The following is a 13,044-nucleotide window of genomic DNA, read 5'->3' as shown; positions in this document are numbered from 1 at the left end:
TAGAGATGCTCGCATGAGCCGTCGCCTGCCCATCATCCACCAGATCACGGACGAGGAAAGCGGGCCGTTCCAGCGCCAGCATCTGGATCTGGAGTTTTCCAATGGCGAACGCCGCCGCTTCGAGCGGCTGGTAACCCGCGGCCACGGTGCGGTGGTGGTGGTGCCGATGCTCGATGACGAGACCGTGCTGCTGGTGCGTGAATACGCCGCCGGCATGCACCGTTATGAGTTGGGGCTGGTGAAAGGCCGCATCGATGCCGGGGAAACCCCCGAACAGGCCGCCGACCGCGAGTTGAAGGAAGAGGCCGGTTACGGTGCCCGCCGGGTCGACGTGCTGCGCGCGATGACCCTGGCCCCCACCTATATGAGTCATCAGTCCTGGCTGGTGGTGGCGCGTGATCTGTACCCCGAGCGCCTGGTCGGTGATGAGCCGGAGGAACTGGAGGTCGTGCCGTGGAAGCTGGCCGATCTGGACCAGTTGATGTTGCGCGAGGACTTCTCCGAAGGCCGCTCGCTGGCGGCACTGTTCATCGCCCGCGAGTGGCTGGGACGGAAGGAATGATCAAACTCACGACGGATCTGCGCGAAACCGTCATCGCCATCGCCCAGGACGCGGCCGCCGCCATCATGGCGGTGTATGCCACGCCGTTCGATGTGGAGATCAAATCCGACCACAGCCCGGTCACGGCGGCCGATCTCGGCGCCAACCAGGTGATCGAGCGCGGGCTGGCGCAGCTGACCCCGGAGCTGCCGATCCTCTCCGAGGAATCGGCGCAGGTGCCATGGGAGATCCGCCAGCACTGGGGTGCTTACTGGCTGGTCGACCCGCTGGATGGCACCCGCGAATTCGTCAAACGCAACGACGAGTTCAGCGTCAACATCGCGCTGATCTACCAGGGCGCGCCGGCGTTCGGCGTGGTGCTCGCCCCGGCCACCGGCCAGATCTGGCATGCGATGCGCGGCGAACTCGCCTACCGCCGCGACGGCATGCGCGATTCGGTGCTGCGGACCCGCACGCCCGCCTCGGCGCCGCTGCGGGTGGCCGCCAGCCGCTCGCATCGCAGCGAGCAGACGCAGGCCCTGCTGGACCGCATGGGCGATATCGAGGTGCTCGCCCAGGGCTCCTCGCTGAAGTTCTGCCGCCTGGCCGAAGGCACGTTGGACGTCTACCCGCGGCTGGGCCCGACCTCGGAATGGGACACCGCCGCCGGGCAGTGCGTACTGCACGCCGCCGGGGGCGCGGTGCTCTCGGCCGAGACCGGCAAGCCGTTCCGCTACAACCGCCGCGAGAGCCTGTTGAACGGCGACTTCATCGCGCTGGGCGATACCCGCCTGCCGTGGCGCGCGTGGCTGCCCGCCTGACCTGACTGGAGCAACGATGCCTGCCACCCCCGAACTGGACCGCCTGCTGGGCATCATGGCGCGCCTGCGCGACCCGCTGCAGGGCTGCCCCTGGGACCTGCAGCAGGACTTCGCCAGCATCGCGCCGTACACCATCGAGGAAGCCTACGAGGTCGCCGATGCGATCGACCGCGGCGATCTGGATGACCTCAAGGATGAGCTCGGCGATCTGCTGCTGCAGGTGGTCTTCCACGCGCAGATGGCGCAGGAGCAGGGGGCGTTCGGGTTTGCCGATGTGGCCCGCGCGATCAGCGACAAGATGGAGCGCCGCCATCCGCACGTGTTCGCCCAGGTCCAGGTGGACGGGGCCGAGGACGTCAACAGCAACTGGGAGGCGATCAAGCGCGCAGAGCGTGCCGCCAAGGGCCACACCGATACCTCGGCGCTGGCCGGGATCTCGCGTGGCCTGCCGGAGTGGCAGCGGGCGGTGAAGCTGCAGGCACGCGCGGCGCGGGTAGGGTTCGACTGGCCGGGCCCTGCACCGGTGATGGACAAGGTGCGCGAGGAACTGGACGAAGTCGCCGCGGAATTCGCGCGCGGCCCGGTCGAGGAGAATCACGCACGCCTGCAGGAAGAGCTGGGCGATCTGCTGTTCGTCTGCGCCAATCTGGCCCGCCACGCCAAGGTGGATGTGGGCGCCGCGCTGCGCCTGGCCAACCACAAATTCGAACGGCGCTTCCGCGCGATGGAAGCCCAGGCCGAGGCGGCCGGACAGTCCATGGCCGTGCTCGATCTGGAGGCACAGGAAGCGCTCTGGCAGCAGGCCAAGGCCGGCGAACCCGCAGCGTGAAAACGCTGCTGCTGTTCGCGCTGACCGCCGTGGCCGAGATCGTCGGGTGCTACCTGCCCTGGCTGTGGCTGCGCAGGGACGGCAGCGCCTGGTTGCTGTTGCCGGCGGCCGCCAGCCTGGCCTTGTTCGCCTGGCTGCTGACCCTGCACCCGGCGGCCAGCGGCCGCGTCTATGCCGCCTATGGCGGGGTCTATATCGGCACTGCACTGATGTGGCTGTGGCTGGTGGATGGCATCCGTCCCAGCCGCTGGGACCTGCTCGGCGTCGGCCTGTGCCTGGCCGGGATGATGGTGATCATGTTCGCCCCGCGCACCGCCTGATCCTGCCTGACGGGCACCCAGGACACTCCCCGACGCCGGCGTGAAGACGGCGTGGCTATACTCGGGCCTACGATTCCGGGGAAAGGGAGTGACCTGATGTTTCCGACCATGCTGTTCTCGCTGGTGCTGGCCTTCGTGGCCGTTGTCATCCTCTTCAAGGCGGTGCGGATGGTGCCGCAGGGTTACGAATGGACCGTGGAGCGCTTCGGCCGCTACACCCACACCATGTCGCCCGGCCTGCACTTCCTGATCCCGATCGTGTACGGGGTCGGCCGCAAGGTGAACATGATGGAGCAGGTGCTGGACGTGCCGAGCCAGGAAGTGATCACCAAGGACAACGCCGCCGTGCGCGTGGATGGCGTGGTGTTCTTCCAGGTGCTCGATGCGGCCAAGGCGGCCTACGAGGTCGCCAACCTGGAGGTGGCGATGATCGCGCTGGTGCAGACCAACATCCGCACCGTGATCGGCTCGATGGATCTGGATGAATCGCTCAGCCAGCGTGAGGTGATCAACGCCCAGCTGCTGAGCGTGGTCGACCATGCCACCAACCCGTGGGGCGTGAAGGTGAACCGCATCGAGATCCGCGACATCCAGCCGCCGCGCGATCTGCTCGATGCGATGGCGCGGCAGATGAAGGCCGAGCGCGAAAAGCGCGCGCAGATCCTGGAGGCCGAAGGCTCGCGTCAGTCCGAGATCCTGCGCGCCGAAGGCGAGAAGCAGGCCACCGTGCTGGAGGCCGAGGGCCGCAAGGAGGCCGCCTTCCGCGATGCCGAAGCGCGCGAGCGCCTGGCCGAGGCGGAGGCCAAGGCGACCACGATGGTCTCCGAGGCGATCGCCCAGGGCGACGTGCAGGCGATCAACTACTTCATCGCGCAGAAGTATGTGGAAGCATTCAAGGAACTGGCGACCTCGCCGAACCAGAAGCTGGTGCTGATGCCGATGGAGGCCAGCGGCGTGATCGGCTCGATCGCCGGCGTGGCCGAACTGGCGCGCGAGGCGTTCGCCAAGCAGGAAGAGAAGAAAGCCACGCGCGGCGTCCCGCCGCGGATCGGGGGCTGACATGCGCTGGGAAGTGGTGGCCTGGGGCGCGCTGGCACTGGTGCTGTTCGCCGCCGAGGCGCTCGCGCCCGGCGCTTTCATGTTGTGGATCGGGATTGGCGCCGCGGCGGTGTTCGTGCTGGTCGCGGTGTTCGCCGACATCCCGCTGCTGTGGCAGGTGGTTGCCTTCGTGGTGCTCAGCGTGGTCTCCATCCAGTGCTACCGGCGCTGGGGGCGATCACACGATCGCCAGAGTGATCAGCCGCTGTTGAACCGGCGCGCCGAGCAGTTGATCGGGCGGGTGGTCCTGCTCGACCAGGGCATCGTGGCCGGCAAGGGCCGGGCCAAGATCGACGATGCGTTCTGGGTGGTCGCCGGGCCGGATCTGCCGGCCGGCAGCCCGGTGCGCGTGGTGGCGGTGGAAGGGATGACGCTGAAGGTGCAGCAGGCCTGATCCGCGGTTTTCCCGCACCGCCGCAGGCGTTGTGAAGACGGTTCTGGGATAATGATGGCTTGCCTTCATTTCCCCCGGAACCGGTCATGACCCAGAAGACGCTTCTCAACGATACCCACCGCGCACTCGGCGCCAAGATGGTCGACTTCGGTGGCTGGGACATGCCCATTCATTACGGTTCGCAGCTGGACGAGCACCACCTGGTGCGCAGCGATGCCGGCATGTTCGACGTCAGCCACATGACCGTGGTGGATCTGCGCGGGGAGCAGGTCAAGCCGTTCCTGCGCACGCTGCTGGCCAACTCGGTGGACAAGCTCAAGGCCACCGGCAAGGCCCTCTACTCGTGCATGCTCAATGCCCGCGGCGGCGTGATCGACGACCTGATCGTCTATTACATGGCTGACGATTTCTTCCGCATGGTGGTCAATGCCTCCACCCGCGAAAAGGACCTGGCCTGGATCCGCGAGCAGGCGGCCGCCTTCAACGTGGAGGTCCTCGAGCGCGAAGAGCTGGCCATCATCGCCGTGCAGGGCCCCACCGCACGCGAGCGCGTGATCGGCCTGCTGGGCGAGAGCGACCGCGCCGCGCTGGAAAAGCTGGGCCGCTTCGCCGCCCTGGAGACCGCCACCGCCGACGGCACCGCGCTGTTCGTGGCGCGTACCGGCTACACCGGTGAAGACGGTTTCGAGATCCTGCTGCCGCAGACCGCCGTGGTCGCCTTCTGGAATGCCCTGAGCGCTGCGGGTGTGCGCCCGGCCGGCCTGGGTGCGCGCGATACGCTGCGCCTGGAAGCCGGCATGAATCTCTACGGCCAGGACATGGACGAGGAGATCACGCCTTATGAAGCCGGCCTGGCGTGGACCGTGGCACTGGACGAAGGCCGCGACTTCATCGGGCGCGATGTGCTCGAGGCGCAGAAGGCGGCCGGCAACGCCCGCCAGCTGATCGGCCTGGTCATGGATGAGAAGGGCGTGCTGCGTCACGGCCAGGTCGTGCTCACCGCCAGCGGCGAGGGCGAGATCCTGTCCGGCACCTTCTCGCCGACCCTGGGCAAGGGCATCGCGTTCGCCCGCGTGCCTGGCGGCGAACTGGGGGACGTTCGCGTGGATATCCGCGGCAAGCAGATTCCGGTGCGCGTGGTGAAGTTCCCGTTCGTGCGCGAAGGCCAGGCCCAGCCTGGCGTGTTGATCGACGGCTGATGCCGTGATGTATCCGGTGCGGACGCGTTCGTGTCCGCGCCGGTTGGTTACACTACCCCCGTTTCTTGACCCCCCTGATATTCCTCGGAGCAGTCCCATGAGCGAGATCCCCGGCGACCTCAAATTCCTCAAGTCCCACGAGTGGGCACGCGTTGAAGGCAGCGGCCGCGTCACCGTCGGTATTTCCGACCACGCCCAAGGCCTGCTTGGCGACCTGGTCTATGTTGAACTGCCGGAGGTTGGCCAGGAGGTCAAGGCCGGCGAACAGGCGGCCGTGGTCGAGTCGGTCAAGGCCGCTTCGGACGTGTACAGCCCGATCACCGGCACGGTGGTCGAGGTCAATGCGGCCCTGAGCGACAAGCCGGAAACCATCAACGAAGACGCCTACGGCGACGGCTGGATCTATGTCGTCGAAGTGGCTGGCCTGGACGAAGTCAACGACCTGCTGGGTCCGGACGACTACGCCGAGCTGCTGGAAAACGAAGATCACTGATCGTCGTTTCCGCTGAAGAACGGCCGCCCGGTGCGGCCGTTTTTTTTTGCCCGCGCGTCGAGAACGCGCCGATCGCGTTAGTAGTGCGTGAGGATTGCAGTGCACGGGCGATGGGCGGTGGTCGCGACGGCCGGCTCATGACGATCGGTTCGGTGCCGATGCGCGCCGGTGATCTGGTCTTCGCCGACGCGCCGATGGCATGCCGAACAGGCTTCCCGGTGCACCTGCGACGATGCTCAACGGCGAATGCCAGGTACGAACGCGTCGGTGCCGAGCGGTCAAAAGTTTGCGCAGTTACGCGAATCGGGTCGAAAAAAACGCGGGCAGATGTGAAAAGTTTTGCGGTCTGTTTAAGGTGCGCACGGGGAGTCCCGTGGCGGGGGTGATCGCATGCGATGCGCGCGTGGCGTTGCAGGGTGGGGCACGGCGATGTTGCGATGTCGCTACACGAAAGTGCTTCTTTTAAGTGTTTTTCTTTTCTGCGTTGTCAGCGTTTGATTGCGTGGGGTGTTCGCGGTGGCGTTGGCATGGCGCTCTCGTCGGCTCGATGACGGGTTCGGAGAGGGGGGCGCCGCAGGGCGCCGGTGTGAAAATTTTTCGCCGGGGTTGTTGACAGTGAAAAAAAGCGTGATTAGGTTTCGCCTCAGCAGACCTTGCCTGCGAACAGAGTGAGCAGAATCGACATCAAGTCGCGAAGCACAACCTGGACATCCACCTCGCGTCCGATGACGGTGGAGATGGCTTCGCTTCCTTCAGCGAACCGCAAGACCCTTCCTGATCCGATATCTGCCTGGCCGCATGTGGCAGGTGTCCCCGTATCCGTCACGACGCGCATGACGCGACGGCGGTCCCCGCGACGCAGCAACGGCGGGTTTGCTTTACCTGGGCGTTTCCACTCCATAGATCACTGACGAGGAGCCATCCCATGGCAACCAAGAAAGCTGCGAAGAAAAAGCCGGCCGCCAAAAAGGCAGCCAAGAAGGTCGCTAAAAAGGCGACTGCCAAGAAGGCCGTGAAGAAGGTAGCCAAGAAGGCGGCTGCCAAGAAGACGGTGAAGAAGGCGGCCAAGAAGGCGACCGCTCGCAAGGCAGCAGTGAAAAAGACGGCAAAGAAGGCAGTGAAGAAGACTGCAAAGAAGGCCGCCACCAAGAAGACAGCGAAGAAGGCAGTGAAGAAGACGGCGAAGAAGGCCGTCAAGAAGACTGCAAAGAAGGCAGCCGCCAAGAAGACCGCGAAAAAGGCGGTAAAGAAGACGGCCAAGAAGGCGACCCGCAAGGTAGCCAAGAAGGCCGCTCCGAAGAAGGCTGCCAAGAAGACCGCCAAAAAGACCGCCAAAAAGGCCACCCGCAAGGTAGCCAAGAAGGCCACCGCCAAGAAGGCGACTGCCCGCAAGGCTCCGGCCAAGAAGGCATCCGCGAAGAAGGCAGTGAAGAAGGTCGCAAAGCGCAAGCCGGCCGTTCGCAAGAAGAAGGCCGCGCCGGTCGCACTGCCGGCAACCCCGGCACCGCTGATCTGAGTTTTTCCCGATAGCCGTACCTGAGACTCCTTCCCTGGCAGCCCAGCGGGGAAGGAGTTTTTTTTATGGGCGATACCAAAAACCACAAAAAAGGCGGCCATCCGGCCGCCTTTTGCGATGCCACGTGCGGGCGGGATCAGCGCGGTGATGCGACCGCGCGGTTCGACGAGACGCCCTTGCGCTTGCCTTGCGGGGCGGCGTCCTCGGCCATCAGGTTGTCGCTGCCGAAGTCGGTGTCCACGTCCAGCCAGCGCTGGGTCGGCAGGCCCATCGCCTGGTCCAGTACGGTGGGCAGCAGGCCGCTGGGCAGGCTGCTTTCGCCGTTCCACATGATGGCAATGCCGAGGTCGCGCTCGGGCACCAGGGCGACCAGGCCGCGATAGCCCTGGACGGCACCGGCGTGGAAGATCACTTCATGGCCGGCGTAATCGAAGGTGCGCCAGCCAAGCGCGTAGCCGGCTGAGTTCAGGCGCTCGCGGCGCCAGCCGGACCGCATTTCACCGGGGGTGCTGATCAGGCTCGCATGCAGCGTGGCCAGCAACGGGGCGGGCAGGACGTCGGGGCGATGGCCGGTGTGTGCCAGCAGCCATTGCGCCATGTCGCTGGCACTGGCGTTGACGCCGGCGGCCGGGGCGAGGCGGTAGTAGGTGGGCTTGGGCGTGAGCGCAACCCAGCCATTGCGGCTGCGCACATGCGGGCGTGCCCAGCGCGAGCTGGCCTGGATGCCGGCCAGGCCGAGGCTGGCGTCATCCATGCCCAGCGGCTTGAACAGACGGCGCTCGACGGACTGTTCGTAGAAGCTGCCGGAGGCGGCGTAGACCACATCACCGATCAGGCTGAAGGCCACGTTCTGGTAGGCGTAGCAGTCGCCGGGCAGGCACTTGAGCGAGGTAGCCGCCAGTTTGTGGGTGAGCGTGTAGTACTCGGCGTTGGCTTCGACGTCGCGGTCATAGGCGTTGTAGGGCAGGCCGACGCGGTGGCTGAGCAGATCGGCCACGGTCAGGCGCTCGGTCGCTTCGGGCGTGCTCAACTGGAAGCCGGGCACGTAGTCGGTGACCTTGCTGTCCCAGCGCAGCGTGCCGTCGTTGACCAGCAGGCCGGCCATGGTGCCGGCGAAAGCCTTGGACAACGAGGCCAGCCGGAACACGGTGTGCGCGTCGACCTGCTGCGGGTTGTTGACGTCGGTGACGCCGTAGCCGCGCGCGCTGAGCACGCGGCCCCCCTGGACGATCGCAACGGCCATGCCGGGTACGCGCTCGCCGTAGGTGAGCTGCTGCGCCATCGATTCGATCGAGGCCACGTTGAAGCCCTGCGCGGGCGGCTGCACTTTCAGGCCGGCCGGCGTGGTGCGGTACGCGGCAGGTTGGGTATGCGGGGCGGCGCTCGGCGCCGATTCCTCGATGTTGACCGGGAACCCGGCTGGCGCAGCGGCAGGTGTCTGTGCAGTGGAAGACATGGCGATGGGCATCAACATGCCCAACAACCCGGTTGCCGCCGAACGGATCGGTCGGCGCCTGTTGTTCTGGTTCATCGTATGGGTGCCCGTGCGCGACTGCTGTGACCGATTCTAGCGCCGCTTTTCGTGATTGCACAAACGAATCGAAGATGAATGCGTATCGCATTGAAAATACGCGGGTTTTGCCAATCTCCAAAGGATCCGTCACCCGGGCGGTAAGGGCGGTCCAGCGCACCCCTGTTCAGGCAGTTGCAGCGGTCCGGATCCAATGAGCGGCACGCTCGGCGATCATCAGGGTCGGGGCGTTGGTGTTCCCGCTGACCAGGCGCGGCATCACCGAGGCATCCACCACCCGCAGCCGTTCGGTGCCGTGCACGCGCAGGGTGCCCGGATCGACCACCGCCTCGGCATGCTGCCCCATCGCGCAGGTCCCGACCGGGTGGTAGATGGTCTCGGCCTTGGCCCGGATGAAGGCTTCCAGTGCCGCCTCGTCCAGCGCGTTGTGCGGGGGGAACACCGGCGCGCCGCGCCAGCGGTCAAACGCAGGCTGCTGCAGGATCTCGCGCGACAGCCGGGCGCATTCAAGCATGCTCTTCAGATCGTGGCCCGCGGGGTCACCCAGGTAGTTGGCGTGGATGCGCGGCGGCGAGCGCGCATCGGCATCACGCAGGCGCAATTGCCCGCGGCTGCGTGGGTGCAGCGGGCAGGCATGCAGGGTATAGCCATCGCCCGGCAGCCGGTGGCGGCCGTGGTTGTCCAGCATCGCCGGGACGAAATGGAACTGGATGTCGGCGCGGGCATCGGTGGCCAGCGACGAGCGGGCGAAGCCGCCGGCCTCGGCCAGGTTGCTGGTGCCGGCACCACGGTGGCCGCGCAGGAAGTAGTCGAAGGCGATGCGCAGCTCGTTGCTGCGGTCGTAGCTGACGCCCGGTGTGGTGTGCACGACGGTGCAGATGTCCAGGTGGTCCTGCAGGTTGCGGCCGACACCGGGCAGATCCACGCGCGGGGTGATGCCGTGGCAGCGCAACGTGTCCGCCTCGCCGATGCCGGAGAGCATCAGCAGGTGGGGGGAATGGAGCGCGCCGGCGCTGAGGATCACCTCCGCGCCCGCGCGTGCGTGGAGGTGGTGCGCGCCACGCCGATAGTGCACGCCGGTCGCCGTCGTGCCCTCGAAGCTCAGCGCGGTCGCCTGCGCGCCGGTGAGCACCGTCAGGTTGCGCCGGTGGCGTGCCGGGCGCAGGTAGGCGTCCGCACTTGAACACCGTGCGCCGTCGCGCTGGGTGACCTGGTACAGCCCTACGCCGAGCTGCTGGTCACCGTTGAAGTCTGCATTGTGGGGATGGCCGGCTTCCTGCGCGGCGGCGATGAACGCGGCCGAGAGGGGGTTGTGGTGGCGCAGGTCGGACACCGACAGCGGTCCTGCGGCGCCGTGCAGCGCGCTGGCGCCGCGGCTGTTGCGCTCGCTGTGCAGGAACCAGGGCAGCACCTGGTCCCAGCCCCAGCCGATGGCGCCACCCGCTTCCCAGCCGTCGTAGTCGGCGGGGACGCCGCGGATGTAGCACATCGCATTGATCGAGCTGGAGCCGCCCAGCACCTTGCCGCGCGGCCACCACAGACGACGGCCATCCAGGGCAGGCTCCGGCTCGGTCTCCAGGTTCCAGTTGATGCGGCGATTGTTGACCAGCCGCGCCAACCCGGCCGGCATGTGGATGAAGGGGTTGCTATCGCGCGGGCCGGCTTCCAGCAGCAGCACCCGGCAGGCCGGGTCTTCGCTGAGCCGGTGGGCCAGCACGCAGCCGGCAGAGCCGGCACCAATGACGATGTAGTCGTACATGCCGCTCCTTGCCGGGTGCGCACCGAGCATAAGACAGGTTGGGGCAGGCAGGGGCTGAGTGGTGAGCCACGCAGCATTGCACCGATGGGCGTGCCGGAGGCTGGCGATGTTGCGGTGCATCGTTTACCTTGCGCGCTTCGATGCCCGGAGTTCCCCACATGTTGCCGTTGCAACGCCCTTTGTCCGCGCAGAGCGTGCAATGACCGCGGCGGCCGGAACCGGCGCGGCGGCCACTGGCATGTTGAGCGCCTGGCGGCGTTCGCCGCCGCTGATCTGGGCCTCGATCTACTTTTTCTGCCTGCTCAGCGGCTACTACGTGCTGCGCCCGGTGCGCGAAGCGATGGCGGCCTCGTCGGATCTGCAGACCGTGTTTCCGCTGCCGCTGATCCAGTGGTTCGCCGGGCACGGGATCGCCCTGCAGGACTTTGTGCTGCAGTTCCTGTTCACCTGCGTGTTCTTCATCATGCTGGTGCTGCAGCCGCTGTACGGCGTGCTGGTGAGCCGCTTCCCGCGCCGGGTGTTCCTGCCGGCGGTGTACGGCTTTTTCATCGTCACCCTGCTCGGCTTCTACGTGATGTTCGAGACCGGCGCGCCGGGGCGGGGCATGGCGTTCTTCTTCTGGATCACCGTCTTCAACCTGTTCGCGGTGGCGGTGTTCTGGAGCTTCATGGCCGACGTGTTCTCCAACGTGGAGGCGCGCGCCTATTACGGCTACCTCGGCGCGGCTGGCACCATCGGCGCCTTCCTGGGGCCGATCATCACCTCGACGCTGGTGCAGCGGGTCGGCATCGCCAACCTGATGCTGGTCTCGGCCGGCTTCCTGCTGATCTGCCTGGGCTGCATCTGGCGGCTGCGCCTGTGGGCGGTGGAACGCGAACAGGAGCGGCAGCTGGTCTCCGGCGAAACGCCGATGGGCGGCAGTGTGTTCGATGGCCTGAAGCTGATCGTGCGTGAGCCGATGCTGCGCTGGCTGGCACTGATGGTGCTGTTCGGCGTGGGCGTGGGCACGATGCTCTACAACGAGCAGGCCTCGATCGTGCGACGGCTGTACCCCGATGCCGCGGCCAGCACGGCGTTTTTCTCGCGCGTGGACCTGGCGGTGAACACCCTGACCCTGATCGTGCAGCTCGGATTCACGCGCTGGCTGCTGTCGCGGTATGGGATCGCCCCGGCGCTGTTGATTCCCGGCGTGGCGATCATCATCGGCTTCTCGATCCTGGCGGCCTCGCCGCTGCCGCTGATGGTGGCGATGGTGCAGGTGATGACCCGCGCCAGCGAGTTCTCACTGGCCAAGCCGGCGCGCGAGACCATCTATACCCGTGTGGACCGCCAGTGGCGCTACAAGGCCGGCGCGGCGATCGACACCGTGGTCTACCGCGGTGCGGACCTGACCTTCGCCTGGGTGCACAAGGGGCTGTCCCTGTTTGGTTCGCACATTGTGTTCGTCGGTGGGCTGGTCGTGGCCGGGGCGATGACCGTCGCAGCATTGGGCCTTCTGCGCGAGGAAAAGAAGCTGCCGGGCGAGCGCCCGGAGTAAGCTCTCTGCAGTCTTCCAGGAACCTGAGCCCATGTATTGGATCGCGCTGTCGTTGACCCTGTTGGTCGCCCTGCTGCACGTGTATTTCCTGGTCCTGGAAATGTTCCTGTGGACCAAGCCGCTGGGCCTGAAGACCTTCCGCAATACGCCGGAAAAGGCGCAGGCCACGCGGGTGCTGGCGGCCAATCAAGGGCTGTACAACGGCTTCCTTGCCGCCGGCCTGTTCTGGGGCCTGTTCGATCACCTGCCGATGCTGGTCAACTTCATGCTGGGCTGCGTGATCGTGGCCGGCTGCTATGGCGCGTACAGCGTGAACAAGCGGATCTTCTTCATCCAGGCTGTGCCGGCGATCCTGGCCGTGGCCGCGTGGTGGATGGTGCCGGCCTGACAGGCGCCAGCCACGCATGGCGCGGCGCTACCCTGCGACAGACGGATCGGATGTAGAGCCACCCCATGGGTGGCTGCGCCAACGATCAACGTTTGACCGGCGACACCCACATCGCGATCCGGGCCTCGAACACGGCCGTGCCGGCGTCATCGCGCACCTGCACCTTCACCGGCAGCGCGTAGCCGGTCTCGGCCGCCACGATCGGCTGCTCCGGCGTGGCCACGGCATGCTGCGTGCCGGTCGCCTTGGCCAGGTACTGCACCTCCATGCCCTTCGGGATCCAGCGCATGCCCTTGGGCAGCGAGGCATCCACCATCAGCCCGGCGGTGAGTTCGGCCAGGTTGCACAGCGCGATCGCGTGCACCGTGCCGATGTGGTTGGTGACCTTGCGCCGGTGCGCGATGCGGCCTTCGCAGCGGCCCGGCTCGAGCAGGGTGATGCGCGGGGCGATGCTGGCGAAGTAGGGCGCCTTGACGCACACCGCGCGCGAGAACAGCCAGGTGCCGGCAGGCCAGCGCTGCATGCGGCGGTAGAGCGTGAGCAGTGGAGCGGACATCGGGGGTCTCCCTAAAGAAACGGCGGACCGAAGTCCGCCGTTGTCGTTTACATGGTGGCCGG

14 protein-coding genes are annotated in these 13,044 nt (G+C 66.6%); 11 read left to right on the top strand and 3 right to left on the bottom strand.

Features of this window, described 5'->3' with window-relative positions:
* Positions 1–13 precede the first annotated feature (13 nt).
* From nudE to AC1DIQ_RS03475, 9 genes are all read left to right on the top strand, one after another.
* The gene (gene nudE / locus AC1DIQ_RS03515) at positions 14–562 is read left to right on the top strand and encodes an ADP compounds hydrolase NudE (RefSeq protein ID WP_121039027.1); all 549 of its coding nucleotides are present in this window, start codon (positions 14–16) and stop codon (positions 560–562) included.
* Positions 559–1,362 carry a 3'(2'),5'-bisphosphate nucleotidase CysQ gene (gene cysQ / locus AC1DIQ_RS03510; protein ID WP_121039024.1) on the top strand — a complete coding sequence of 268 codons (804 nt, stop codon included), beginning with the start codon at positions 559–561 and terminating at the stop codon, positions 1,360–1,362. The genes nudE and cysQ overlap by 4 nt, the downstream gene beginning before the upstream one ends.
* A gap of 16 nt (positions 1,363–1,378) precedes the next feature.
* Positions 1,379–2,191 (top strand): nucleoside triphosphate pyrophosphohydrolase, encoded by an 813-nt coding sequence (gene mazG / locus AC1DIQ_RS03505; RefSeq protein ID WP_121039021.1) that lies wholly within the window; start codon positions 1,379–1,381, stop codon positions 2,189–2,191.
* Positions 2,188–2,511 carry a YnfA family protein gene (locus tag AC1DIQ_RS03500; protein WP_121039018.1) on the top strand — a complete coding sequence of 108 codons (324 nt, stop codon included), beginning with the start codon at positions 2,188–2,190 and terminating at the stop codon, positions 2,509–2,511. Before mazG ends, AC1DIQ_RS03500 begins: the two co-directional genes overlap by 4 nt.
* A gap of 96 nt (positions 2,512–2,607) precedes the next feature.
* Positions 2,608–3,570 (top strand): SPFH domain-containing protein, encoded by a 963-nt coding sequence (locus tag AC1DIQ_RS03495; protein WP_046272684.1) that lies wholly within the window; start codon positions 2,608–2,610, stop codon positions 3,568–3,570.
* 1 nt (position 3,571) lies between these two features.
* Complete coding sequence (locus AC1DIQ_RS03490; RefSeq protein ID WP_121039015.1) at positions 3,572–4,003, top strand: NfeD family protein; 432 nt, start codon at positions 3,572–3,574, stop codon at positions 4,001–4,003.
* A gap of 86 nt (positions 4,004–4,089) precedes the next feature.
* Entirely contained in the window at positions 4,090–5,202 is a 1,113-nt protein-coding gene (gene gcvT / locus AC1DIQ_RS03485) for a glycine cleavage system aminomethyltransferase GcvT (RefSeq protein WP_121039012.1), read from the top strand.
* Between the two features lie 97 nt (positions 5,203–5,299).
* Complete coding sequence (gene gcvH, locus AC1DIQ_RS03480; protein WP_121039009.1) at positions 5,300–5,695, top strand: glycine cleavage system protein GcvH; 396 nt, start codon at positions 5,300–5,302, stop codon at positions 5,693–5,695.
* 925 nt (positions 5,696–6,620) lie between these two features.
* The gene (locus AC1DIQ_RS03475) at positions 6,621–7,211 is read left to right on the top strand and encodes a histone (RefSeq protein WP_123730441.1); all 591 of its coding nucleotides are present in this window, start codon (positions 6,621–6,623) and stop codon (positions 7,209–7,211) included.
* 136 nt (positions 7,212–7,347) lie between these two features.
* Here AC1DIQ_RS03475 and AC1DIQ_RS03470 read toward each other — a convergent pair whose 3' ends face one another.
* Positions 7,348–8,742, bottom strand: coding sequence for a serine hydrolase domain-containing protein (locus AC1DIQ_RS03470; protein WP_152151943.1), 1,395 nt, complete (start codon positions 8,740–8,742; stop codon positions 7,348–7,350).
* 166 nt (positions 8,743–8,908) lie between these two features.
* Positions 8,909–10,501: a GMC family oxidoreductase gene (locus AC1DIQ_RS03465; RefSeq protein ID WP_121039001.1), complete on the bottom strand. Its 1,593-nt coding sequence runs from the start codon at positions 10,499–10,501 to the stop codon at positions 8,909–8,911.
* A gap of 199 nt (positions 10,502–10,700) precedes the next feature.
* Here AC1DIQ_RS03465 and AC1DIQ_RS03460 point away from each other — a divergent pair, with 199 nt between their 5' ends.
* Both AC1DIQ_RS03460 and AC1DIQ_RS03455 read left to right on the top strand, forming a co-directional pair.
* Entirely contained in the window at positions 10,701–12,038 is a 1,338-nt protein-coding gene (locus AC1DIQ_RS03460) for an NTP/NDP exchange transporter (RefSeq protein ID WP_121038998.1), read from the top strand.
* A gap of 31 nt (positions 12,039–12,069) precedes the next feature.
* The gene (locus tag AC1DIQ_RS03455; RefSeq protein ID WP_121038995.1) at positions 12,070–12,426 is read left to right on the top strand and encodes a DUF1304 domain-containing protein; all 357 of its coding nucleotides are present in this window, start codon (positions 12,070–12,072) and stop codon (positions 12,424–12,426) included.
* An 85-nt stretch (positions 12,427–12,511) separates the two neighbouring features.
* Here AC1DIQ_RS03455 and AC1DIQ_RS03450 read toward each other — a convergent pair whose 3' ends face one another.
* Entirely contained in the window at positions 12,512–12,982 is a 471-nt protein-coding gene (locus tag AC1DIQ_RS03450; RefSeq protein ID WP_152151947.1) for a hotdog fold domain-containing protein, read from the bottom strand.
* Positions 12,983–13,044: the final 62 nt, after the last annotated feature.

Source organism: Stenotrophomonas sp. 05L413 (assembly GCF_056397945.1).
Note: the sequence above shows the minus strand (reverse complement) of the source record. Positions and strands in the feature narration are given on the sequence as shown.